At 37.0% G+C, this 21,904-nt stretch carries 26 protein-coding genes; 13 read left to right on the top strand and 13 right to left on the bottom strand.

The window, feature by feature from the left end:
* Positions 1–39: 39 nt before the first annotated feature.
* The 3 genes from MKY51_RS05810 to MKY51_RS05800 all read right to left on the bottom strand — a co-directional run bounded on the left by MKY51_RS05810 (position 40) and on the right by MKY51_RS05800 (position 3,320).
* Positions 40–756, bottom strand: a complete 717-nt coding sequence (locus MKY51_RS05810) for a LysM peptidoglycan-binding domain-containing protein (RefSeq protein ID WP_339175838.1) — start codon at positions 754–756, stop codon at positions 40–42.
* 81 nt (positions 757–837) lie between these two features.
* Entirely contained in the window at positions 838–2,283 is a 1,446-nt protein-coding gene (locus MKY51_RS05805) for an ATP-dependent DNA helicase RecQ (protein ID WP_339175836.1), read from the bottom strand.
* On the bottom strand, positions 2,280–3,320 hold the full coding sequence (locus MKY51_RS05800) for a helix-turn-helix domain-containing protein (RefSeq protein WP_339175835.1): 1,041 nt from the start codon (positions 3,318–3,320) through the stop codon (positions 2,280–2,282). Before MKY51_RS05800 ends, MKY51_RS05805 begins: the two co-directional genes overlap by 4 nt.
* Before the next feature lie 102 nt (positions 3,321–3,422).
* On the opposite strand from MKY51_RS05800, the gene MKY51_RS05795 reads away from it, so the two are divergent.
* From MKY51_RS05795 to MKY51_RS05775, 5 genes are all read left to right on the top strand, one after another.
* A complete protein-coding gene (locus MKY51_RS05795; protein WP_008404945.1) occupies positions 3,423–3,671 on the top strand; it encodes a ferredoxin in 249 nt (82 codons plus the stop codon).
* 142 nt (positions 3,672–3,813) lie between these two features.
* The gene (locus MKY51_RS05790) at positions 3,814–4,590 is read left to right on the top strand and encodes an SDR family oxidoreductase (RefSeq protein ID WP_339175834.1); all 777 of its coding nucleotides are present in this window, start codon (positions 3,814–3,816) and stop codon (positions 4,588–4,590) included.
* Positions 4,591–4,677: 87 nt separating this feature from the next.
* Positions 4,678–4,953 carry an excalibur calcium-binding domain-containing protein gene (locus tag MKY51_RS05785; RefSeq protein WP_339175832.1) on the top strand — a complete coding sequence of 92 codons (276 nt, stop codon included), beginning with the start codon at positions 4,678–4,680 and terminating at the stop codon, positions 4,951–4,953.
* A gap of 14 nt (positions 4,954–4,967) precedes the next feature.
* The gene (locus MKY51_RS05780) at positions 4,968–5,666 is read left to right on the top strand and encodes a glycerophosphodiester phosphodiesterase (protein ID WP_339175831.1); all 699 of its coding nucleotides are present in this window, start codon (positions 4,968–4,970) and stop codon (positions 5,664–5,666) included.
* A 222-nt stretch (positions 5,667–5,888) separates the two neighbouring features.
* Complete coding sequence (locus tag MKY51_RS05775; protein WP_339175830.1) at positions 5,889–6,068, top strand: hypothetical protein; 180 nt, start codon at positions 5,889–5,891, stop codon at positions 6,066–6,068.
* Between the two features lie 137 nt (positions 6,069–6,205).
* On the opposite strand, the gene MKY51_RS05770 is transcribed toward MKY51_RS05775, so the two are convergent.
* Complete coding sequence (locus MKY51_RS05770) at positions 6,206–6,406, bottom strand: cold-shock protein (RefSeq protein ID WP_079525806.1); 201 nt, start codon at positions 6,404–6,406, stop codon at positions 6,206–6,208.
* 349 nt (positions 6,407–6,755) lie between these two features.
* Here MKY51_RS05770 and MKY51_RS05765 point away from each other — a divergent pair, with 349 nt between their 5' ends.
* The gene (locus MKY51_RS05765) at positions 6,756–7,319 is read left to right on the top strand and encodes a nitroreductase family protein (RefSeq protein WP_339175829.1); all 564 of its coding nucleotides are present in this window, start codon (positions 6,756–6,758) and stop codon (positions 7,317–7,319) included.
* A gap of 82 nt (positions 7,320–7,401) precedes the next feature.
* Here MKY51_RS05765 and MKY51_RS05760 read toward each other — a convergent pair whose 3' ends face one another.
* On the bottom strand, positions 7,402–7,815 hold the full coding sequence (locus MKY51_RS05760) for a MarR family transcriptional regulator (RefSeq protein WP_339175828.1): 414 nt from the start codon (positions 7,813–7,815) through the stop codon (positions 7,402–7,404).
* Between the two features lie 174 nt (positions 7,816–7,989).
* On the opposite strand from MKY51_RS05760, the gene MKY51_RS05755 reads away from it, so the two are divergent.
* Together MKY51_RS05755 and MKY51_RS05750 are read left to right on the top strand one after the other, a co-directional pair.
* Positions 7,990–8,493: a CarD family transcriptional regulator gene (locus tag MKY51_RS05755; protein WP_339175826.1), complete on the top strand. Its 504-nt coding sequence runs from the start codon at positions 7,990–7,992 to the stop codon at positions 8,491–8,493.
* Between the two features lie 274 nt (positions 8,494–8,767).
* Complete coding sequence (locus tag MKY51_RS05750; RefSeq protein WP_339175825.1) at positions 8,768–9,277, top strand: DUF3231 family protein; 510 nt, start codon at positions 8,768–8,770, stop codon at positions 9,275–9,277.
* Between the two features lie 100 nt (positions 9,278–9,377).
* On the opposite strand, the gene MKY51_RS05745 is transcribed toward MKY51_RS05750, so the two are convergent.
* From MKY51_RS05745 to MKY51_RS05735, 3 genes are read right to left on the bottom strand one after another with little or no spacing between them, the layout of a single operon-like run.
* On the bottom strand, positions 9,378–10,289 hold the full coding sequence (locus MKY51_RS05745; RefSeq protein ID WP_339175824.1) for an ABC transporter ATP-binding protein: 912 nt from the start codon (positions 10,287–10,289) through the stop codon (positions 9,378–9,380).
* 14 nt (positions 10,290–10,303) lie between these two features.
* A complete protein-coding gene (locus MKY51_RS05740; RefSeq protein WP_339175823.1) occupies positions 10,304–11,518 on the bottom strand; it encodes an ABC transporter permease in 1,215 nt (404 codons plus the stop codon).
* An 11-nt stretch (positions 11,519–11,529) separates the two neighbouring features.
* The gene (locus tag MKY51_RS05735; RefSeq protein WP_339175821.1) at positions 11,530–12,645 is read right to left on the bottom strand and encodes an ABC transporter; all 1,116 of its coding nucleotides are present in this window, start codon (positions 12,643–12,645) and stop codon (positions 11,530–11,532) included.
* 377 nt (positions 12,646–13,022) lie between these two features.
* On the opposite strand from MKY51_RS05735, the gene MKY51_RS05730 reads away from it, so the two are divergent.
* Entirely contained in the window at positions 13,023–13,199 is a 177-nt protein-coding gene (locus MKY51_RS05730; RefSeq protein WP_014824333.1) for an aspartyl-phosphate phosphatase Spo0E family protein, read from the top strand.
* Between the two features lie 140 nt (positions 13,200–13,339).
* On the opposite strand, the gene MKY51_RS05725 is transcribed toward MKY51_RS05730, so the two are convergent.
* Entirely contained in the window at positions 13,340–13,750 is a 411-nt protein-coding gene (locus MKY51_RS05725) for a VOC family protein (protein WP_339175819.1), read from the bottom strand.
* A 471-nt stretch (positions 13,751–14,221) separates the two neighbouring features.
* Positions 14,222–14,995, bottom strand: a complete 774-nt coding sequence (locus MKY51_RS05720; RefSeq protein WP_339175818.1) for a hypothetical protein — start codon at positions 14,993–14,995, stop codon at positions 14,222–14,224.
* Between the two features lie 299 nt (positions 14,996–15,294).
* Between MKY51_RS05720 and MKY51_RS05715 the strand changes: the two genes are divergently transcribed.
* The 3 genes from MKY51_RS05715 (at position 15,295) to MKY51_RS05705 (ending at position 17,296) form a co-directional block, all read left to right on the top strand.
* On the top strand, positions 15,295–16,167 hold the full coding sequence (locus MKY51_RS05715; RefSeq protein ID WP_339175816.1) for a S8 family serine peptidase: 873 nt from the start codon (positions 15,295–15,297) through the stop codon (positions 16,165–16,167).
* A gap of 68 nt (positions 16,168–16,235) precedes the next feature.
* Complete coding sequence (locus MKY51_RS05710; protein WP_339175814.1) at positions 16,236–16,871, top strand: hypothetical protein; 636 nt, start codon at positions 16,236–16,238, stop codon at positions 16,869–16,871.
* Between the two features lie 11 nt (positions 16,872–16,882).
* Entirely contained in the window at positions 16,883–17,296 is a 414-nt protein-coding gene (locus MKY51_RS05705) for a hypothetical protein (protein ID WP_339175813.1), read from the top strand.
* Positions 17,297–17,551: 255 nt separating this feature from the next.
* Here MKY51_RS05705 and glnA read toward each other — a convergent pair whose 3' ends face one another.
* Both glnA and MKY51_RS05695 read right to left on the bottom strand, forming a co-directional pair.
* On the bottom strand, positions 17,552–18,910 hold the full coding sequence (glnA, locus tag MKY51_RS05700; protein ID WP_339175812.1) for a type I glutamate--ammonia ligase: 1,359 nt from the start codon (positions 18,908–18,910) through the stop codon (positions 17,552–17,554).
* Positions 18,911–18,938: 28 nt separating this feature from the next.
* On the bottom strand, positions 18,939–19,334 hold the full coding sequence (locus tag MKY51_RS05695; protein WP_008408113.1) for a MerR family transcriptional regulator: 396 nt from the start codon (positions 19,332–19,334) through the stop codon (positions 18,939–18,941).
* Between the two features lie 306 nt (positions 19,335–19,640).
* Here MKY51_RS05695 and MKY51_RS05690 point away from each other — a divergent pair, with 306 nt between their 5' ends.
* Positions 19,641–20,498, top strand: a complete 858-nt coding sequence (locus MKY51_RS05690) for a YitT family protein (protein ID WP_339175810.1) — start codon at positions 19,641–19,643, stop codon at positions 20,496–20,498.
* Positions 20,499–20,549: 51 nt separating this feature from the next.
* On the opposite strand, the gene brnQ is transcribed toward MKY51_RS05690, so the two are convergent.
* Positions 20,550–21,902, bottom strand: a complete 1,353-nt coding sequence (gene brnQ, locus MKY51_RS05685) for a branched-chain amino acid transport system II carrier protein (RefSeq protein WP_339175808.1) — start codon at positions 21,900–21,902, stop codon at positions 20,550–20,552.
* Positions 21,903–21,904 lie beyond the last annotated feature (2 nt).

Below are 21,904 nucleotides of genomic sequence, written 5' to 3'. Positions count from 1 at the left end.
GGTTCGTCTTTTTACTAGTCATTATACAAGTGAGAAAAATTATGGAACAATTACTAAAACTTGCCCTGTCGAAATACTGTCCGATGATAAATTGTTGGCAGCTTTTATTTTATTAACATATTCAGGACTACCATTACCGTAGTACTTTAATGCGATGCGGTATAGATTGTCAGTCGATTGTACAGTATGTGTTTTTTGCTGTGCTTTAGCCGCTTCCTGAGCAGCTTTTTTCTTTGCTTCCTGCTCTTTCGCTTTAGCAGCAGCTGCTTTCTGTGCTTCTTCTGCTTTTTTTATTTCTGCCGCTTCTTTTTCAGCTTTTTCTTTTGCGATTTGTGCTTCCGCCTTTTTCGCTTCTTCAGCAGCTAATTTTTCTTTTTCCGCTTTCGCTTTAGCCTCATCCACTTCGGCCGAGTTATCATCATTTTTTTCTTCTTTATCTTCGTCATCGTTAGTAGCAGCTGGCTGTGTTTTCGGATCCTGTTTTTGAATCTCCACTACTAAGTCATCCTTCTTATCCACATTTACATTTTCACTTGCAGATGTGTTCGGTTCATAGATTAGCCACACATAAGCTAGAATAACTAAAGGGATAAAAATTAAGATAACTGTTAACACCGTCATAATTGGGTTTGTTTGTTTTTTTCCGTTTTTCTTTCGATGTCGGCTAACACGTGACATTTTTGTACCTGACTCATTATGTAGGTCAATCTCTTGACGATGCTCCTCTACCTTCTCCCGGTAATCTTCTTTTGTCATGGCCTTCACCCCTCCAACTACTAAAAATTATAACTTTATTATGACCAATTTCTACATAAAAGTAAACGGTTCGATAGTAGATTAAGAGTTTATTAACAATATTTTCTTGAGACGGTGTTGCCAATTGGTCATTTTAATCATAGTTTTTGAAGGATCTCTCTCTTCCACCAGTTCAGACACATCGATTCCACAGTTGGAACAGCAATTTTCCTGCTGCTTCGTCAATTGCTGACCAAAGTACTGAACGACTTGCTTCCTCATACATTCTGTACCTTCTATAAGCTTTAAAACGAGCTGGACTTCTTCAAATTTCTTAATCTGTAAATTCAGCATCCGATTCTTTACTTCCTCGGCAGATTCACGTGCCAGCCAATAACTCAGCACACGGAAAACGACTTCCGACATTTCCCCGTTTGCAAGCAAGGACTGTGGCTGTTCACCAGCAGCCATCACTTCTGTGAACCGGTCCACATGAATATTTTTCGGCAAATCTTCTGACGCGATAAATTTTGCAAATTGCTCATCACCGTCACAATATAATAAAAAGGCAACTGCTTTTTTGCCATCACGACCAGCCCGCCCAATTTCCTGCATATAGTTCGACAATGTTGCAGGCATTGTTTCATGAATAACTTGACGAACATTTTCTTTATGGACACCCATACCAAATGCATTTGTCGCTACTATCCATTCAAGCTGACCGGCTAAAAATTGCTGCTGTATAAATTGTCGGTCCTGTGCTTCCTTCCCGGCATGATAAGCGGCCGCCGAAATATTTTGCTGTAGAAGCTGTAAACTGATCGCTTCTGCTTTTGACCGGGATTGCGTATAAATGATGCCCGGACCGTCTGTATTTTTCACATGTTCAATAATCCATTCAATCTTTTCCTCACGCTCTGAAAACAGTTTTTTCACTAAATGAATATTGTCTCTGTTTACAGCGTGCATATAGTGAAAAGGTGCATTCATTTTTAAATAGGATTGGATATCCGCCAAAACCGTATCCGTTGCTGTGGCGGATAATGCAAGAATAGGCGGACGATTCGACTCCGATAATATTTCACCAATCCGTAAATAGTCCGGTCGAAAATCAAATCCCCATTGCGATATACAATGTGCTTCATCCGCAACAATTAGCGAAAGTTCCATCGCTTGAATTCTTGCCTTTACTTGCGGCTGCAACAGCATTTCCGGAGATACGAAAATAAACCGGTACTCTCCCAAAAAGTGTAGGGCATACCTTTTCTGGTCTGGTGTTAAAAAGGAATTCAATGCGACAACTCGTTTTTCCCCCATTTGCTTTAGCTGATCGACCTGGTCTTGCATGAGTGATAATAGCGGCGACACAATCAGCACCGGTTTTTGAAATAAATAGCCCGGCAGCTGGTAACAAAGGGATTTCCCCATTCCGGTCGGCAAAATGGCCACAACATCTCTGCCCGCCACTATATTTTTGATGATTTCTTCTTGTCCTGGCCGGAATGCATCATAGCCGAAATGTTGCTTTAAGGCACTTTGTAAATTCATATATGGGTCGCTCCTTTCGCCAATGTTAGCCGAAGTTGAAAATAGCTTAGCTGCGGCAGTAATTCTTTCAATGTTTTTAATCGTTTCGTATCATAAGCTTCGACCGCACCTAAAATTTGTTGCTGTTCTTTGGTTGATACAAATGGCTCTATCGAAAAGTTCGGTTCATTCATCGCAAGTTCGACAATATGATCTTCAATCGTACTCATTTTTAATCGACGGATATGACTGATTTCTTCCAATGTTCTTCCCGCTTTGTATAACTGGGCGGTTGCGTTTGCCGAAGCAGTCAGCACGACTTCCACACGTATATTTTGCATAATTTCATTCAATAGCGGGTATTGTGTTTTTTCACGGTACAATTCATTCAACCAAGTATGCAATGCGCTAATATAGTGCAGTTGAACATCCATTTCCTGCATATTATAGCCAAATGCCAATTGCTGCCACGTAAATCCCGGTTCATTGTAGCCGGTCAATCGGTACATGAGGATGTCTTTCATGTTTTCTTCGATTGCTGTCTCGGCTATACTTGCAGATATTTCTGTGTAAATTGATTGGTGCAGCAAGCCTTTCTGATAATGGTGTCGCACTAAAAATTGACGTACCCATTGCTGTACTTGTTCATTTTTTTCAATCGGGATAAACGCTTTTTTCTGATGGAGCTGATGGGACAGGCTTTGAATAATTAGCGAAAGTCTACCGAAAAAAATATGTTCATTGCCACGGTAATGCCAGCCGTCAAACGAAAGAGGCACAGGTTTTGAGGCAAGCTGTTTTCCTTGTTCGGTCATAGTATAAAAACCATTTTCCTCTATTATAATAATACTCTTGGCAAACATGAGATCAATTTGCTCATCGAATTTATGACGAGCTAGTTTTGGGAGCAACCCAAAATAGGAATATAAATTAAAGAGGCCTACATCATGAATTGTCTGCCCTGACCGCTTCCCTTTCAATAAGTGATAGGCGGCGGAAACAGTGCGTTCCTGTTGAAAAGTATGTAAAATTTTCAAAAGAATTTGTTGGATTAGCATGTCAAATCCCTCATTTTCGTAGTATTAGGTTGAAAAGTGCCGAAAACACCATTAGAATAAGTAAGAGCTTTATGGAAACGAACGGATAAAGGAGAGGTAACAATGCCAAAATATACTATCGTAGATAAAGATACTTGTATCGCATGTGGCGCTTGTGGCGCTGCTGCACCGGATATTTATGATTATGATGATGAAGGAATCGCTTTCGTTATTTTAGATGATAACATGGGTACTGCTGAAGTTCCAGAAGATCTACTAGAAGATATGCAAGATGCATTTGAAGGCTGTCCAACAGACTCTATTAAAGTTGCAGATGAAACATTTGACGGCGACTCATTAAAATTCGAATAGTATACAAACATACGAAACGATTCCTTTTAAAGGGTCGTTTTTTATTTTGCACTTTTTTCTCATTGCGCATCTATTATTGAGATGTTATAGTTAATATTAGTAGTAGGTACTAATATTAACTATTCATTTTAGGGGTGTCGTTATGGATTTATTGCAATTAAAAGGGAAAAATATCGTCGTAATGGGTGTTGCCAATGAGCGCAGTATTGCTTGGGGCATCGCAAAACGACTATTTGATGTCGGAGCAAATGTAATTTTCACATATCGTAAAGAACGTTCAAAAGGAAAAATCGAAAAGCTTTTAACAAATTATGAAGAGCACAATGCAACTGTTATTGAATGTGACGTAAACAGCGACGAAAGCATTGAAAAAGCATTCACTCAAATCGGTGAGCAGTTTAAAGTGATTCACGGCATTATCCATTCTGTTGCATTCGCACATGCCGAAGATCTGCATAACCGCTTCGTCGAAACAACACGTGACGGCTATGCCTTTGCACAAGATACAAGTGCCTATTCGCTGATTGCTGTTACAAAAGCGGCAAAACCTTATATGACAGAAGGCGGTTCTATCGTAACGATGTCTTATTTAGGTGCACAGCGTGTTCTTGATGGCTACAATGTAATGGGCGTTGCGAAAGCTGCACTTGAAGCTTCAATGCGCTATTTGGCAGCCGATGTCGGTGCGGATAATATTCGTGTCAATGCCATTTCCGCAGGTGCCATCCGTACATTGGCAGCTAAAGGTGTACCAAGCTTCAATCAGATTCTGCATAAAATCGAAGAAACTTCTCCGTTAAAACGCAACACAAACCAGGAAGAAGTAGCTGACATGACAATCGTAATGTTAAGCCACCTATCCCGAGGAGTGACAGGCGAAACGATTTATATCGATAGCGGTTATAATATTATGGGTTAGTCCAAAGCGAATTCACTACCTCCCTTGTGAATTCGCTTTTTTTTATGTTAAAATACTGGAAAATACTGTTTATAGAGGAGCATTACGATGAAAAAGTATATTTCAGGATTATTAATGGGTGCTGTTTTAATTAGCGGTTTCTCGTTTTCAACAATGGAAGCAGAGGCAGCTACAAAAGTGAAAGCTGTCGCTTATAAAAATTGCACCGAATTAAATAAAGTCTACAAAGGTGGCGTTGCAAAAGATGCGAAAACAACGAATAAAGGCGGCAAAACAAAATATAAACCTTTCGTATCAGCAGAGCTTTACAAATTAAACGCAAAAAGTGATCGTGATAAGGACGGGATTGCTTGCGAAAAATAGGAGGAGTGAATTAAATGAAGATTCTCGCTCACCGTGGTTACAGTGCCAACTACCCCGAAAATACAATGATCGCTTTTCAGGAAGCTGCAAAGTTGGCAATTTGGGGCGTTGAATTTGACGTCCATTTAACTAAGGACAACCAGTTAGTCGTTATCCATGATGAGTCAATTGACCGTACATCAACGGGGAAAGGCTATGTGAAGGATCTGACACTGGAAGAGCTGCGGGCATTTGATTATGGCTCGTGGTTTGCGCCGGAGTTTGCTGGTCAGACGATTCCTACATTAGCGGAAACTTTGGTCATCTTTAAATCAACGCCCTTCCAGATCAATATCGAGATAAAATCGGACATTTTTGAGTATCCCGGCATTGAAGCACTCATTGCCAATGAGATTCATAGCTTTAATTTAGAAGATCGTGTCATTATTTCTTCCTTCAATCATGAAAGCATTGCTCGATTTCAGCAAATCATGCCAAATGTGAAAACCGCGCTGCTATTTGCTTCGCTTATTGTAAACTTAGAGGACTATGTCAAGACGCTTGGCGCGTATGCGATCCATATCCCCTATTACTACGGGATGCGTTCCATTGTTCAGCAAGCGATCAAGAACGGAATGACCGTCAGAACTTATACAGTCAATGATGCAAAAGTAGCCCGCCAACTCGAATCACTTGGAATTGATGCCATCTTTACCGATGTAGTAAACCTATAAAAATGAGAAAAAACTGTTTCGAAGGAATTCTTTTGCAGCAGTTTTTTTATGTAATATTTAGACAATTATTAGAAAAACGCTTTCAAATAGCTAAACTTTGTTAAGTTCATTTTATCGTCAAACTTTAAAATTTTTACCCGTTTTCAACCTCATTCCTTTTGAAGTCAGACGTCTGTTTCCTGTATATTAAAGGTAACAACAAACAGATTCGGAGATGAAATGATGAATACGGAAATTTTATCATATGTAGAAAAAATGGAAGCTGCAGTACTAAACGATTTAGTTACAACTGACTCTTCTGATTTATATGAAATTGCAGTCGAAATGATTGCTGAACAAAAAGATGCATACAAGAATATTTGCCAAGCTTATGAAGTCGTTAAGCATAACCTAGTCGGCTAAGCTTTATAAGCAAAATTAAAAGCAGTTCAAATTTACTTCCCCGTAAATTTGAACTGCTTTATTTTCTTGTGTAAAAGTCCGCAAAAAAAGAGGGTTCCTTATGAAAGGATCCCTCTTCTATAGTTACATCATTAAAATTAAAGTTTTACGATGTTTGTAGCTTGTGGTCCACGTTGACCGTCTTCTACTGAAAACTCAACTTTTTGACCTTCTTCAAGAGTTTTGAAACCTTCACCTTGAATAGCTGAGAAGTGAGCGAATACGTCAGAACCGCCTTCAACTTCGATGAAACCGAAACCTTTTTCAGAGTTAAACCATTTTACTGTACCTTGTGTCATAATAAATGACCTCCAATTAATTAAATTTAATAAGATCGCAATTCTTCCAAAAGAAAAAAATTCACATATTACAAAAAGTACCAACTAAACCACGAAATACTTTTTGTAATAGGTGAATTTAATGTCTTGTAACTATCTCATTGACCTTAGTATATAGTAAAAAATCGGATTTGTCTACTATAAACTCAATTTTATCTGCTTTAACAATTATTTATCGATTAAAGGATTTACACCCCAATAACTAACTAAAAATTATTTAGTTACTTTTTGTAAGCATTTTGTTTGCAATTACATTTTAGCGTTGGTTAATATAGGAAATGTATTACATAGAACTAGGAGGATTATTTTCATGGTATTACAAGCAAAAGAATTCCGTACAGCGGAGCATGACATTTCTGAAGTATTTTTAAATCGGTGGTCACCACGTGCTTATGCAGACACACCTGTTGCCGAAGATGTATTAAATCGTGTATTTGAAGCAGCGCGCTGGGCACCATCAGCAGGCAACAACCAGCCTTGGCGCTTTATCGTGGCAAAAACAGAAGAGGATTTAGCAAAATTCCACCCTGTTTTAATGGAAGGTAACTTAGTATGGGCAAAGCGTGCACCTGTTCTAGTATTAGTCGTTTCTGACAATACAAAAGGCTCACATGAGTTTGATGCAGGAACAGCATGGGGCTTCCTGTCACTTCAGGCAGCAAAGGAAGGTTTAATCACACATCCGATGAGCGGTATATATAAGGATGTGGCAAAAGAAGCATTTAACATTCCGGATACGTTTGATGTACATTTAGCTATTGCAATCGGCTACAAAGGCGACAAAGAAATGCTGTCTCCGGAATTGCAGGCACGTGAAACGCCATCAGGTCGCCGTCCATTAAATGAAATTGTATTTGAAGGTTCTTTTAAATAAGGTTTAAAATTGATGAGGTAACCGCATGAAGGAAATGTTCTTTCTTGCGGTTTTTTTCTAGTTGTCCTCATTAATATAGAACTTAAACTTTTAGAAGCGGCTTTTTAAGCATCTCCAATAACAGTTCATATTCCTTATCTCCGATCGTGTTCCTTACCATCTTTTCTATTTTAAACTCCATCTTTTTGCTTTCATTTACAATAACGATTCCTTTTGCAGTCAAATGGGCCCTCTTTTGAACTTTTGAGCCTTTTATTAATTCGGTCGTAATTAATTCTTTTTCTTTTAAGGACGTCACAAATTTATGAACCCCCTGCTTTGAAATATCTAATTGTTTTACTAATTCCGGTACTGTTTCATGCCCCTCATATATATTTTTCAGGACAAACCATTCCGAACTCGTTATATGAAGGTCATTATTTTCGTTCCACATATTTTCTGCCTTTTGGCGTAACTGTTTATGTTGGCGATACAATAATTCTATAAAGTCAATCATTGTCTCTCCCCCTTCTTTCTTTCAACATCATTCTTAAATATTCTCAAGCATCATACTAAAGCTAATCTATTAATTCAAGTTCATGATACTATAAGGGGATTTAAGTCAACTTAGTTGACTTAAATCGTAAATTACTATACTATTTAATGTATAACTTTTTCCGGAGGCGTATTTATGTATAAAATTGGTGACTTAACGTTTTATAAATCCCATGGTATTTGTCAGATTGAAAGTATTGTAGAACAAAACTTCACAGGAGAACCTATGCTTTACTATGTTATGCAATCAAAGATTAGACCGGGTGTAACGCTATACCATCCAGTAGAGAGTAATAACTCACAACTTGAAAAAATATTGAGCTATGATGAAGCAGTACAAATTATGGATTGCTTTTCGAATGAACCAAGCGAATGGAATGACCGCAGTACAAACCGTCAAAGAAACCACGCAGAAATTTTGAGTGCGAATAATCATCTAGAAGCTGCCCAGTTAATGAATACACTCCTACGAAAAGATTTGGAATTACAAAAAGACGAGAAAAAAATCACATCACAAGATTCACAAATTTTACAGCAACTCTCAACGATTATTTTTGACGTCTTGGAAATTGCGCTTAAAAAGCCAAAAGATGCTATTGAAAAAGAGATTTTTAAAAGAGTTCAAGGACCTACTAACTGATTTATAAATTAGGTTGATTTCTTTAACGAGTTGAAGTAATCCATTTTACTTCAACACTGTTCGTTACTGAGCGATTTGCCACTTTATACATAAAAATTATATAAGGCGTTTGCTATCAATAGCAGGCGTCTTTTTTTGTCGTTTAAAATGGAATTTTAACTTCTATTATTATGTGCCTTGTATGATGTTTTTCATTTAAGTATGAATGAAAACACTTTTACTGCTCATACTACCGTTGTATGAAATTCACCTAATTTTGAAAGGAAGTGTAATGATGGGAATATTAACGGGTAACCCAAAAGACGAACCGTTACATTATGGAGAAGTTTTTAATATTTGGACAAGCTTGGCTGCAGGGTACAGTATGATTGCCGGGTATCAGACTTTTTATAATCATGCCGGTGACCACGACTTGAAAAAAATAATTGAAGACTTTGTTCAATTTGCTCGAGAAGAAGTAAAACAATTAGAAAAAATCCTTAAATTAAATGGCGTTGGACTTCCTCCTGCACCACCGGAACGTCCTGAAGCACGAATCGAAAACATCCCGCCAGGAGCAAGATTCAATGATCCTGAAATAAGTGCAGCATTATCTGTAGATGTCGCTGCCGGTTTAGTTGCTTGCAGCCAGGCGATGGGTATGACAACGCGAGAAGATATCGGAATGATGTATGGTCAATTCCATACAGCTAAGGCACAGCTTGGAGCAAAGCTATTACGCTTAAACAAATCAAAAGGCTGGCTAATCCCTCCGCCATTGCATCTGCACCATCCATTACATTAATGAATTAAGTCAAATCCCATTTTACTATGCGCATCATCCCCTTATTCATACGAGAAAAACGCCATTTCTAAAAAAGAATGGCGTTTTTCGTTAGTATTCTTTATACAACTTCATGATAGTAAAGGGCATATAAATCATTCAATGTCACTTTACCAAATGCAAAATCCATTACATTGTTATCTACCAGAAATTCAGTTAGCTCGCTTAACAGCATCGGTTCCGAATGAGGAAGATGCAGCAATGTCATATCCGTAACGAGTGTTTGCTGCTCAATTAACGGATATTTCTCCTTCAGCAGTGCTTTAACGGATTCCTCCATATTTTTCACACGTACTGTTTTGATTTTCGCCTGGCTGAACCCTTCAATAATTTCATTTGTATCGACCAGTTTGCCTCCATTGAAAAGGAAAATCCGATCTGCATACTTCTCCAAGTTATCGAGCAAATGCGAAGCGATGATGATCATTTTTCCCTCGGCCTTTTTCTTCATTAAAATCTTTGAAATGACTTCAATATTATTCGGGTCGAGCCCGTTCATGACTTCATCCATCATCATAATTTCCGTGTTCGCTACAATTTGCATTGCAAAACAAAGCCGCTGACGCATGCCGAGTGAATAGGTACCTGTTTTTTTATTAACATAATGACCCATATTCAGCGCTTCAATTGTTTCGTCAATCAGCTTCGGGTCGGACTTCCACATCGTTGCGAACATTTTTAGATGGGCACGTCCACTTAAATGGTTATATAAATCACTTTGATCCGGCATCATCGATACAAACTCGTGAATTTTTACTTCATTTGATTTACTCGAATAGCTAAGATTACCGTTAAACGATACCTTCCCGCTTGTTGGCTGCAAATAGTTCATTATGACATTCATCAAAGTTGATTTTCCGGTTCCGTTCGGTGCTACTAACCCGATCATCTCACCCTGTTCAAACTTGATCGAAATATCATTAAGCACTTTTTTATCCGCAAACTGAACGGTAATATTTTCAATAGCAATCATTCGTTGTCCCCCCTCTATTTTACAAGCTTGAACCGTTTATTAAGTGAAATGAGCAGCGCAATGAACAATAGGACAACTGCACAAATTGACAATAACAGCAGGCCAAGTTGATAATCAACATTTTCACTTCCTAAAAAATAGTTCTGATAACTCGACACAACTTTTCCGACATGGATATACGTTGTCGGTACTTTTTCCACTTCCCAAAAATACCCGATTCCGCGGTTCATATAAAACTTTTCGCCAAAAATAACGAATAGTCCGACCGCCAAGTTCACCATTTCTTGTCGGAACAGTACACTGCATAAAACCACAACATTGATAATGACAATGAACCATACAATCAGTAATGATAAAGAACGGCCTAAAAACATGCCCAATGTCATCATATTAACTAAACTCTCATTCCCCCATTGCAAGAAATTAAAAGCATACTCGGGTGATGGCAGTTTAAGATGGCCGAAACCTGATTGAGCCCCGATTATCATGAATCCAATAAGTAAAGGTACAAATAATGTGATACTGCCGATAAAAGCAACACCTATTTTCATGAGCAGCTTTTTCCAGTCGGCAATCGGGAAACCTTTCAGCACAGACGGGTGTCGGCGATCCTTCGTCACAATATCGACCGCCAGTAATAAGGTACAAATAATTAAAATTAACGGAAGCGGACCTTTCAGAAGTCGCTCAAGCGTCTGCAATGCTGTCCGCTGTTCAAAAACACCAATCGACAATTCGTAATTCGCCTCATTAAAAGCACCATACCGGAAATGTTGATCCATCGCATTTAAAGCACCTTCAACATTTGCAAATTCCCTGTCTGCCACATAATATCGGTCATTATAGAAAAGATGCTCATTATAAAATGTCAAATAGTTCATTTGAATATACCAGTCGCTTGTCACTTCCGCATACTTTTTCAGATCATTTGCATCAAGGGCATCCATTCTTGCCTTATCCAACGGGTTGATATCAGCAAAATCATAATATGCCCTAACTGATGTCGGATGTATTTCCCTTAAGTTCCTCTTACTTAAATCATCAATAAATTCCTGACGCGTTAAATAACGGGCTTCTATTTCCTCGCGATCGACCTTTTCAATCGGATCATAGGCAGGTGCAATCTTAAACGCATAAAATAGCGCAGCAAATGCCAAGAGAAAATAGATCGCCAAGTTTTTCTTATTCGTAAAAAACTGTTTCAGTTCAAATTTAAAATATCCGTACATTTCTTTCCCCCCTAGGCCCTTTTAATTTTTCCTGTAGAGAAGAATGTTTTGATGACAAATAACATGATTAAAATACAAATACTCATAATCAGTAACCCGATATTCATCGTTACATCCACAGGACGCACTAAATCCAACGGCATTCCACTTAAAATTTCATTGAAGTTCATGAAATGGAACGGATTGTACGGAAGCACACTAATAATTGAAGGGAAAATAATAGGTAAAAAGAATAGAATAAAATGGACAAACAATGTCAGATACATATTTTTCAGCAGTACATTTAAAATAATCGATAAGAGCATGACAAATATCGAAATGACGAGCATGTAGACAATACATAGCGCAATATATTGCACACTTGAAATTAATGTCGGGTCCCCTAAATACACAGTCACTTTTTCGGAACCGTCTCCCAACCCATTAAATAGCAATGGCGTAGCGCTGATAAAAATAAGCGCAATAAACGCGACAACATACAAAAAGGCAATGATACATTTGGATATCACATACTGGTCAAAACGGACCGGGTAGCCTTTTATAATACTTGAATGCTCAAAATCATCCAGTAAAATCGAACTCGTATAGAAACTCATAAATATGTACCAGCCAACACCTACTAAACTAAAAAAATACAACAAAAACGGTATGTAATGAGAGATATCGCTAATCGTATTTTTCCCCGATTCGAACATCGTTTTAAAATATAAGTAATTCATTGAATTTTGGAACTTGGAAGGCAGCAAATCCTTCACTTTTTCGTACTCTTCCATATTAAAAGCTTGTTGCCGCAGCTCCGCAATACGGTAGGAAGCCTCATAATACATCGGATAGTTTTCTACAGTTAATGAAGCAATTTGTAATGCGACAGCACTTTTCTGCTGAGTAAGATTTTTAAATAAATCACTGCCATCCCCGTCCCTGGAAGCATCCTGGACTTGGAACTTGGCTAATACCGCACGCGAACTGTAGTAGTCGCCCTTTTTTTCATTAAGCTGGTCTCCCACGGACTGTGCCTTAATAAAAAACATACAGCCGAACACAATGACGATCACTGCGAGTAACGCAACAATATTTTTTCGGTTGGAGCGTTCGATTAGTAATCCAACTTTTAATGCCTGCAACATGTGTAATCTCCTCCCCCTTCTATATATCGACATTGAAAACGGTTACAAACCTAAATTTCGATTTTACGGGTACTTTATTAGAATAATCTATCAATTAATAATTTACAAACTAAAAGGTAAATTTTCAAAAAATAGGAAAACAAACCTTTGTTAAATCAACACTCTTTTTAATTATTTCGTTTCACAATTGAAGTCAAGATGAGATGAAATTATTTTTGTATAATACACCTATTTTTTACAAATTTATGAACTTTTTATTTTTACCACAATTCGACACTTTATTTTTTTTTAATACGTTACGATGAATGGGCGCTGTTTAATTTAACTCGTAAATAATAAAACAGCGTAATACATCAGAAAGGAACTTACATTTAGCAATGAGATTTTTATTTTTCAAAAAAATATTTAGGCTAAGATTGAGAATAAGAATTGAATCTAAAAGAAAAGACATGTACAAAAAAGCAAATGATCTAGGATTCACACACCCTGAAGTAGTACATTGCAGCCAAGAATTAGATGAGTTACTAAATAAGTATTCGGATACTGCGGCATAAAATAGAGAGAGTACATAAATAATGTTGTTCAGGTTCGTACATGAACCTGCCATATTTATGTTTTATTAACAAAAAGCGTTGGAGCATACAGCCCCAACGCTTTCTTTTTAATCTGTTTTGATTTAGTGGTGTGCCCACGCTTAAATCCCATTTGTATTCATCAATACTATACGCCAGCCGTCTGGGTCCGCAATCGTCACACCTTTTTCTTCCCAATACGGATTTTCAGGTGGTACCTCGTTGTAGCCCATACTAGCGAGTCGAGACTTCACTGCTTGAATTTGCTCAACATTAGGCATATAAAATACAAGTAAATTATCTTCCGTTGGTGCAGGACATGGACTCCCGTCAATATGTTCAGTAAACTCCAGATGATACGATGCATCCGGCAAGCCGATCATAATACCCGTGTATCCACGATGCCCTTTAAAGCCGCCAAGTTTTTTAAGCCCGAGACCTTCACAATAAAAACGTTCTATCTGTTCTATTTGATCGGTCGGCCGTGCGATACGAAATTGCGCTACATGTAATGTTTCAGTCCACTCTTTCAAATACTTCCCCTCCTTCTTTCATTTTAGAAGGAAAGGAAGGAAAAAACTCTACAACATTCGGATGAAATAAAGAACATAAGCTTATACAGAAAAACGCGTTGGAGCCAATAGCCCCAACGCTTTCCTCTTAGTACATCTTCATATATTGGTCGCGTTCCCACTGGTGTACAGATGTGCGGATTCTGTTCCTATATAATAGGTGGTAATTCAGTTCACTAGGAATGTTGATAAATCAATGTTTTGAGAAGTTCGTTCATTATAATAAACTGTAGAAAGTTATAAGTTTGTGGGCAATTTGTGGGCAAAGCAGAAAATCATTTGTGGGCAAATTTTATACAAGAAAATATGCATATTGGTAAGTGTCATACACACTGTTTGCCCTAGGAACTCTTCTTCAATAATCGCGCCCAGATTGTTGAATATTGTAAATTGGAATTTAACAGCATTTATTCAGACAAGTATTAAATTTGATTAAGATTTTATATTTAAACTTTGTAACTCCATATAGTAGTTTAATACTTCTAATAGAATATCAAAGTTATAATTTGTTTTTTCCTGTATTATAGCTGCCCATTCTTCTATTGTCCTTTGCTTGGTATCTTCAACTAAACCGTTCATAGAAGATGAATAACTTTTGAAGTTATAAAATTCCCAATGTGTTACCTCATTTTCATACTGTCTACATTCAAGCAGAGGGAAAGGTTTAATTAATCTTTGTGAGAATTCAGCAGCTTCTAATAATTGATTTTCATCAATGATATTTAAATTAAATACTTGCTTGGAAATTTTTCCGTTTAGTCGTTTATACAAAATTTCAATATTAGCACCTTGAGGTTGTACTTGAATCTTCGCACCTGGGAAAAAATCTATGCACTCTTCTGAATGAAAGAATGGGTTGTTTTGATCTACACAAATCGGCTGAATCCATTGGTCACCTAAGTCACATAAATATTTATACTTATTTTTGTCTATTGCTATCACAGCAACGTGAGCATCTTTGGTAAATAAATTATGACCAATTGCATACGCTTCTATATGATTACGTTTAAATTCATCTAATAGCCATAATGCTAAATCGAAACAGTTCCCTGTAATATTATATAGTTTATAATGCTCTTTCATCATCTCAACTGAACGCTGATATTGTGATGGGTTTTGTTTGGTATACCAAACTTTTGTCAGTGTTTCCATTGGAAAGTCCTTAAATTGATTCCAAATCTTTAGTATATTTTCTGAAGCCTGCACTTGAAATTCTCACCTCTTCAATTAAATGAAATAGAATCAAATATACCTAATAATACCATTTTACAATAATGGTGGATATCCTACTATATAGATTGCTTTGTTTAATACAATTAATATTTATTCCATAATATGGCCCTATTGTTGAATAACTTTTTTATTAATTATATTTGTCTTATGTTGGTGGCGGCACACTACCGCCAATTTTCAATAAATATCCCTCCACAATTAATTTTGTTCCATCCTGTACTTTCTATTCTTTTCCATTTATAATGTTATATTATTATTTTTTGGAGGCACTAATGAAGAAATTTTGGATTTTATGTAGCTTTATTTTAGTACTGTTAATCGGAGGTTTACTATTCTTTGACAAAAGTATATTTGAAAATAAAGTGGAAAATAAATTAGAGGATGTTGAATTTGCAGATAAAAATTGGGGATACAGATTTTTAAAAATTGATGAGGTACATCACAGTTATAAAGTAACCGGGGAGGGAGTTAAGATTGCCATTATTGATACTGGGGTAGCAGATGATAAACGAATAAAGAACGTTGTGGAAGGTAAAAATTTTGTACAATCAGGAACATCTTATACAGACAGTCATGGTCATGGAACGCACATTTATGGAATTTTATCAGGTGAAGATATAGGGGTAGCACCGGGGGCTGATATTTATGTGGCAAAAGCACTTTCAATGGATTTAAAAGGGGAAATGAAAGATGTAATTTCAGCAATTGATTGGTCTATTGAAAAAGATGTAGATGTAATATTAATGCCATTTGGATTTTTAAAAGAAAATAAAGAATTTGAGGAAGCAGTTAATAGAGCATTAGATAAGAATATTTTTGTAGTGTCCTCGGTAGGTAACTATGGTTTAAAAGAAAATATAGATATTATGTACCCAGCAAAATACTCTAAAGTGATAGCGGTGGGGGCATTAGAAAAAGACGGTGGTATTTGGAAAGGCACAACTATAGGTAAAGAATTAGACTATTTGTTGCCAGGACAGGAGATTCTAAGTTATTCATTAGATGGGAATTTTCTGATAGCCAGTGGAACATCTATGGCATCTGCATATATGGCTGGGGTCCTTGCATTATTTATAGAATATAACAATAATATCCCAAAAAAAGAATTATATTATAAATTATTGAAAAAAAAAGGAATTAGGTAATATAGGGAACGTTAGTATCTTAGAGATAGATAAGATACTAAAATAATTTGAATTAAAGGAGTATACATATGAAGAAGTTTTTAAGTATTTTCTTAGCATCTATTATGTTAGTGGCGTTTCTATTACCAACTGATTCAACAGCAACTAGTAATGACTTTTCTATTAACCAGATAAGTATAGATACTAGTATGGTACAACAGATTACTGAAGAGTCAGGTACTGATTTTACAGATGTAGATTTAACTAATTTTGAACAAGACTTTGCATTTTTATTAAATGATCCAGTATTTAAAGAAATGGAGGAATACTTGGTTTTAAATTCGCAAGAGGTTATTATCGATGAGACTGAAGTAGCAGGTCAATGGATTCCAATAGCTGCAGCCGGTATTAGACTTTTAGCAGGTAAAGTCGGAACAAAAGCTATAGATAAAGCATGGGATATTGCTAAACCCCATGTTAAGAAAGCATTGGATGATGTAGACAGATATAAATTTATAGTGAATATTAAAAATGGTCGTTATTTGGGAATAATTGATACAAAAAGTAAAAGTAAGGATAAAACAATCTTTGCTTTAGATTATCATCAGTTTAAAGAAGGTAGTAAACGCACAGTAGATGATGTCTTGCATTATCATATAACTCCAAATATTAAAGAACATCATGTAATCTATCCAACTGATCCGAAATGGGAAACAATTAAGTAGGAGTGAAACCTATGAAACATTATAATACTGAAGTAGAAGAGAATTGTTCGAAAGAAGCTTTCCAAAAAATTATTGAACAACTTTTGCCAAAAAAGAAAGTAATATATACAATAATCCCGGAATATTACAAAGAGTTTCTTTTGGAGATTTCTTCGAATTTCGTTGAAATTAAGAACATTGTTGATGATAAGTATTCTTTTCCAAAGAGTGAGGGCATATTAGGATATATTAATGATGATGAGTTGCAATTTGTATTTGAATTTTATGAGAGAGCAAATGTAATTCCTTTTGTTATTGCTTCTAGAAATGTTACCTTTGAAGAGGACATTGAGTTAGATAGTTTTTATAGTTACTTTGAGGAAAATAATATACCTCATATTACTGTAGGCCATGATCAAGAGTATATAACATATTACAGTGATTGAGTTATATAATTTAAATAAGTATTAAGTATTGAAAGAGTAGCAACAATTGCTACTCTTTTTTTAATTATTTTTAAAAAATAGCGAACGATTATCTTAGAGAAGTTTACATCAATTTGAAAAGAAGACCTTTGCTATAACAATGGTCTTCCTTATATGGCTTGTATGGGGGCAGTACACTACCGCAGTTGTGACGGTTTATTCCTTGTGAAACGCGGAATATTACATCTTGGAGCCTACAGCCCCAACGCTTTCCTCTTAGTACATCTTCATATATTGGTCGCGTTCCCACTGGTGTACAGATGTGCGGAACATATCGAACTCCACTTCTTTTGCTTCTTTGAAGTTTGCATAAATATGTTCGCCTAACGCATCGATGATTACTTCATCTTTCGCTAAAGTAGCTAATGCTGCATCCAATGAACCTGGTAAACTAGCAATACCATAAGCTGCACGCTCTTCAGCATTCATCACATAAATGTTACGGTCAACCGGTGCTGGTGGCTCGATTTCATTTTTCACGCCATCCAATCCTGCAGCCAAAATAACAGCCATCGCTAAGTACGGGTTTGCAGACGGGTCAACTGAACGTAATTCAATACGAGTTGATAGACCACGAGATTCCGGGATACGTACTAATGGTGAACGGTTTTTTGGTGACCATGCTACATAACAAGGTGCTTCATAGCCAGGTACTAAACGTTTGTATGAATTAATCGTCGGATTTGTCACCGCTGTAAATCCTTGAACGTGTTTTAATACGCCTGCTAAGAAATGTTTCGCTGTTTTTGATAACTGTAAGTCTTCCCCTTCATCCCAGAATGCATTTTTACTTCCTTGGAATAAAGATAAGTTGAAGTGCATTCCTGAACCGTTCACACCGAATAATGGTTTTGGCATAAATGTTGCATGTAAGCCATGTTTACGCGCAATTGTTTTTACTACTAACTTGAACGTTTGAATATTATCGCACGCTTCCACTGCGTTGGCATATTTGAAGTCGATTTCGTGTTGACCTGGAGCTACTTCATGGTGTGATGCTTCAATTTCAAAGCCCATTTCCTCCAATTCCAATACGATATCGCGGCGGCAGTTTTCCCCTAAATCCGTTGGTGCCAAGTCGAAGTAGCCACCATCATCATTTAATTCCAATGTCGGATTGCCTTTTTCATCTAATTTAAATAAGAAGAATTCTGGCTCAGGTCCTAAGTTAAAGCTAGTAAAACCTAAGTCTTCCATTTCTTTTAACATTCTTTTTAAGTTTGAGCGAGGATCCCCTTCAAAAGGAGAGCCGTCCGGACGTGCGATGTCACAAATTAAACGTGCAACTTTTCCTTTTTCCGCAGTCCATGGGAAAATCATGAAAGTATCTAAATCCGGACGCAAATACATGTCAGATTCTTCAATACGTACGAAACCTTCAATTGAAGAACCGTCAAACATCATTTTGTTATCCAGTGCTTTGTCTAATTGACTTACCGGAATTTCCACGTTTTTGATTGTTCCTAAAATATCAGTAAATTGTAGACGAATAAACTTTACATTTTTATCTGCCACAATCTTTTTAATGCTTTCTTTCGTCGCTTTGCTTGTTCCATTCACCGTTACATTTGCCATACTTCAACACTCTCCTTTTTAATTGGTCCTACTCAGTTTTATATTGAAAGAAACGCGATAAATCGCCTTGACGTAGTGATGTCTTTTGCATGCGCTGTGCTTGCAGCATTTCTTCTCGTAAAATCGTACGCAATTCTGTATCTGTTACGCGTACTACGTCAGGTTTCTTTACATACTCTTTTGACCTCATTGCAAATACCTTTTTGACACCCGCCATATTAATGCCCTGGTCGAGTAGCTCTCTTATTTCCAGTAATGCATCAATATCATCAAGAGAAAACATCCTACGATTCCCTTCTGATCTGGCAGGGACGATTAATTCATGTTCTTCATAATAACGAATTTGTCTAGCCGTTAATTCTGTTAACTGCATCACCATGCTAATCGGCAGTAACGGCATCGCTCTTCGAAACTCTCGACTCATCATCTCGCCTCCCTCTTCTTACCATTTACTTTAAACCAATGTAATATCCCTTGTCAATTCAATGTTACAAAAACTAACATACGTTTTTTAGAACGATCTTATCGCATAATTCGAACATTTCCTAAAATGGTTTTTTAATCCATGTTACGTTTCAGTACATATTCCGTAATTAAATGACGTAAAATTTCATTACTATATAACATTGATGCTATTTTTTTTGCAAAAAGTTGGTTAATTTACTCGTTGAAAAGTCATCCGGCCGAAATTCATGTATAATTATTACCATGCAAATTGAGGGGGAATTTTATGTCGAAGCAAGACATCGCAAAGTCAATCGGACAAAAAATCATTGTTATTATTGGCGGTTTAATCGCCGCTTATGGATTAGAAGCGGTATTAATACCAAATAACGTATCGGATGGCGGAATCACGGGGATTAGTATCGTTATTTCTCAGCTAACGCCAATATCATTAGGCCTGCTGATCGCCTTACTAAACATCCCGTTTATTTATTTAGGATATAAACAAATCGGAAAAACATTTGCTATCAATTCTGTTATCGGGATTGCATCATTAGCAATCGGTACTTCGCTTATGCACCATGTACCAACAATCATTACTGGTGATGCATTGCTTATTACAGTTGTAGGGGGGATCATTTTAGGTATCGGTATGGGTTTAGCACTCCGCAATGGTGGGGCTCTCGACGGGATAGACATGCTTGCTGTGTTACTTTCCAGAAAACTCCCTTTTAGTACAAGTGATCTCATTCTATTTTTAAACTTTTTCGTTTTCATTATCGTTTCGTTTGTTTTCGGATTCAAAGGTGCCTTGCTATCAGCAATTGCGTACTATATTGCATCGAAAGTTATCATAATTGTAGAAGAAGGACTAAGCGGCTCTAAAACATACAAAATTATTACGAACGAGCCACTTAAAATGGTCGAAACGATCCGGGACCGCTTAGGACGAAGCGCCACATTCAATACGGTATACGGTGCTTACTCGCATCAGGAGTTCCAAGAAATCACTTGCGTAATTAACCGAATGGAGGAAAGCAAAATAAAAGGAATCATTCGTGAAATCGATCCGAATGCCTTTGTGACGGTGTACGAAGTAGTCGAAGTTAAAGGCGGAAACTTCAAAAAGCAAAATATCCACTAAAACAGAAAACGGGTGTGTAAAAGGAAATTTTTCCTCTTACACACCCATTTTTTAATTCGTATTTACTTCACCGCTGCGATTCGGAATACATAATCCGATAACCGCCCCAACTACAGCCGGTACAATCCATCCTAAGCCAATTGAATAAAGCGGCAAGTAGTCCGCATAAATCGTTGAAATAGATGACAACAAACTTACTTCAAATGCCGGTACACTACCGATCAATGCATTGTATCCATCAATTATACTAATAAAGAATACGAGTAAAATGGCTCCCGCAAATACAGGCTTTTTATAATGGAATAGTGGTCCTGCAAGCGCCAATATGATCAACACTATCGCCAGTGGATAAAGGAACATCAATACAGGAATTGCATATGTAATAATATTCGTTAACCCAAAGTTCGCAATGATAAACGATACAACACATAGCACTACTACAAATGTTTTGTAGCTGACCTTCGGAAACACTTCATGGAAAAATTCACTGCACGAAGTGATGAGCCCAATACTCGTTTTCAAACAGGCAAGGACAATAATAATCGCCAACAAAATTGCGCCGTATGAGCCGAAGTAATGATCGGCAACCGCAGCAAAAATTTGCCCGCCGTTTTCAAATGTACCTATTGCCGTTACACTTGATGCCCCCATATAAGCAATCAGACCGTAAATCAGCATCATTAACGCCATTGCAAAAATACCTGATTTCCAAGTCGCTTTCGCAATTTCTTTCTTATCTGTAATACCAGTACGCTTTATCGCATTGATAACAACAATACCGAACGCAAGCGAAGCAAGCGCATCCATTGTGTTATAGCCTTCTTTGAAACCAGTCATAAACGCCTCATTAATATAGGATCCGGCAGGTTCCACGAATTTACCCATCGGTGAAAACAGACTAATCCCGATTAATACAAATAAAAAGATTAAAAAAGCTGGCGTTAAGTATTTTCCGATAATGTCCATTATTTTCGCCGGATTTAACGAAAAGTAAAAAACTATCGTGAAGAAAATAAAACTGAATACCGCTAGCCACAATGTTGCCTGTGAAGGATCGATAAACGGTTCAAATCCAACGACAAACGGTACGGTTGCTGTACGTGGAATTGCAAAAAACGGTCCGATCGTTAAATATAAAGCCAATGCAAAAAACAATCCAAACACCGGATGTACTTTACTTGCCAAATCACGCAATCCATTACTTCCCGACAATCCGATTGCCAGAATTCCTAAAAACGGCAAACCAATTGCCGTAACTAAAAAGCCAATTAGCGCAAACCAATAATTCGTTCCTGCCAATTGCCCCATTTGAATCGGAAATATTAAATTTCCCGCTCCAAAAAACATACCAAACAGCATCGTTCCGATTACTGCATAGGTTGAAAATGGTATTTTTTTGTCCATCA

Source organism: Solibacillus sp. FSL R5-0691, assembly GCF_037974225.1.
GTDB lineage: Bacteria > Bacillota > Bacilli > Bacillales_A > Planococcaceae > Solibacillus.
The sequence above is the reverse complement of the archived record's forward strand: the minus strand, read 5'-3'. Positions and strand labels throughout refer to the sequence as shown.

Excerpts from the sequence above, each read along its gene's own strand:
- MKY51_RS05790 (WP_339175834.1), top strand. The coding sequence starts at position 3,814 with ATGGATTTATTGCAATTAAAAGGGAAAAATATCGTCGTAATGGGTGTT.
- MKY51_RS05715 (WP_339175816.1), top strand. The coding sequence starts at position 15,295 with ATGAAGAAATTTTGGATTTTATGTAGCTTTATTTTAGTACTGTTAATC.
- MKY51_RS05805 (WP_339175836.1), bottom strand. The coding sequence starts at position 2,283 with ATGAATTTACAAAGTGCCTTAAAGCAACATTTCGGCTATGATGCATTC.
- MKY51_RS05705 (WP_339175813.1), top strand. The coding sequence starts at position 16,883 with ATGAAACATTATAATACTGAAGTAGAAGAGAATTGTTCGAAAGAAGCT.
- glnA (WP_339175812.1), bottom strand. The coding sequence starts at position 18,910 with ATGGCAAATGTAACGGTGAATGGAACAAGCAAAGCGACGAAAGAAAGC.
- MKY51_RS05775 (WP_339175830.1), top strand. The coding sequence starts at position 5,889 with ATGAATACGGAAATTTTATCATATGTAGAAAAAATGGAAGCTGCAGTA.
- MKY51_RS05800 (WP_339175835.1), bottom strand. The coding sequence starts at position 3,320 with ATGCTAATCCAACAAATTCTTTTGAAAATTTTACATACTTTTCAACAG.
- MKY51_RS05740 (WP_339175823.1), bottom strand. The coding sequence starts at position 11,518 with ATGTACGGATATTTTAAATTTGAACTGAAACAGTTTTTTACGAATAAG.
- MKY51_RS05765 (WP_339175829.1), top strand. The coding sequence starts at position 6,756 with ATGGTATTACAAGCAAAAGAATTCCGTACAGCGGAGCATGACATTTCT.
- MKY51_RS05795 (WP_008404945.1), top strand. The coding sequence starts at position 3,423 with ATGCCAAAATATACTATCGTAGATAAAGATACTTGTATCGCATGTGGC.
- MKY51_RS05785 (WP_339175832.1), top strand. The coding sequence starts at position 4,678 with ATGAAAAAGTATATTTCAGGATTATTAATGGGTGCTGTTTTAATTAGC.
- MKY51_RS05755 (WP_339175826.1), top strand. The coding sequence starts at position 7,990 with ATGTATAAAATTGGTGACTTAACGTTTTATAAATCCCATGGTATTTGT.
- MKY51_RS05760 (WP_339175828.1), bottom strand. The coding sequence starts at position 7,815 with ATGATTGACTTTATAGAATTATTGTATCGCCAACATAAACAGTTACGC.
- MKY51_RS05735 (WP_339175821.1), bottom strand. The coding sequence starts at position 12,645 with ATGTTGCAGGCATTAAAAGTTGGATTACTAATCGAACGCTCCAACCGA.
- MKY51_RS05780 (WP_339175831.1), top strand. The coding sequence starts at position 4,968 with ATGAAGATTCTCGCTCACCGTGGTTACAGTGCCAACTACCCCGAAAAT.
- MKY51_RS05730 (WP_014824333.1), top strand. The coding sequence starts at position 13,023 with ATGAGATTTTTATTTTTCAAAAAAATATTTAGGCTAAGATTGAGAATA.
- MKY51_RS05710 (WP_339175814.1), top strand. The coding sequence starts at position 16,236 with ATGAAGAAGTTTTTAAGTATTTTCTTAGCATCTATTATGTTAGTGGCG.
- brnQ (WP_339175808.1), bottom strand. The coding sequence starts at position 21,902 with ATGGACAAAAAAATACCATTTTCAACCTATGCAGTAATCGGAACGATG.
- MKY51_RS05745 (WP_339175824.1), bottom strand. The coding sequence starts at position 10,289 with ATGATTGCTATTGAAAATATTACCGTTCAGTTTGCGGATAAAAAAGTG.
- MKY51_RS05770 (WP_079525806.1), bottom strand. The coding sequence starts at position 6,406 with ATGACACAAGGTACAGTAAAATGGTTTAACTCTGAAAAAGGTTTCGGT.
- MKY51_RS05690 (WP_339175810.1), top strand. The coding sequence starts at position 19,641 with ATGTCGAAGCAAGACATCGCAAAGTCAATCGGACAAAAAATCATTGTT.
- MKY51_RS05750 (WP_339175825.1), top strand. The coding sequence starts at position 8,768 with ATGGGAATATTAACGGGTAACCCAAAAGACGAACCGTTACATTATGGA.
- MKY51_RS05695 (WP_008408113.1), bottom strand. The coding sequence starts at position 19,334 with ATGAGTCGAGAGTTTCGAAGAGCGATGCCGTTACTGCCGATTAGCATG.
- MKY51_RS05810 (WP_339175838.1), bottom strand. The coding sequence starts at position 756 with ATGACAAAAGAAGATTACCGGGAGAAGGTAGAGGAGCATCGTCAAGAG.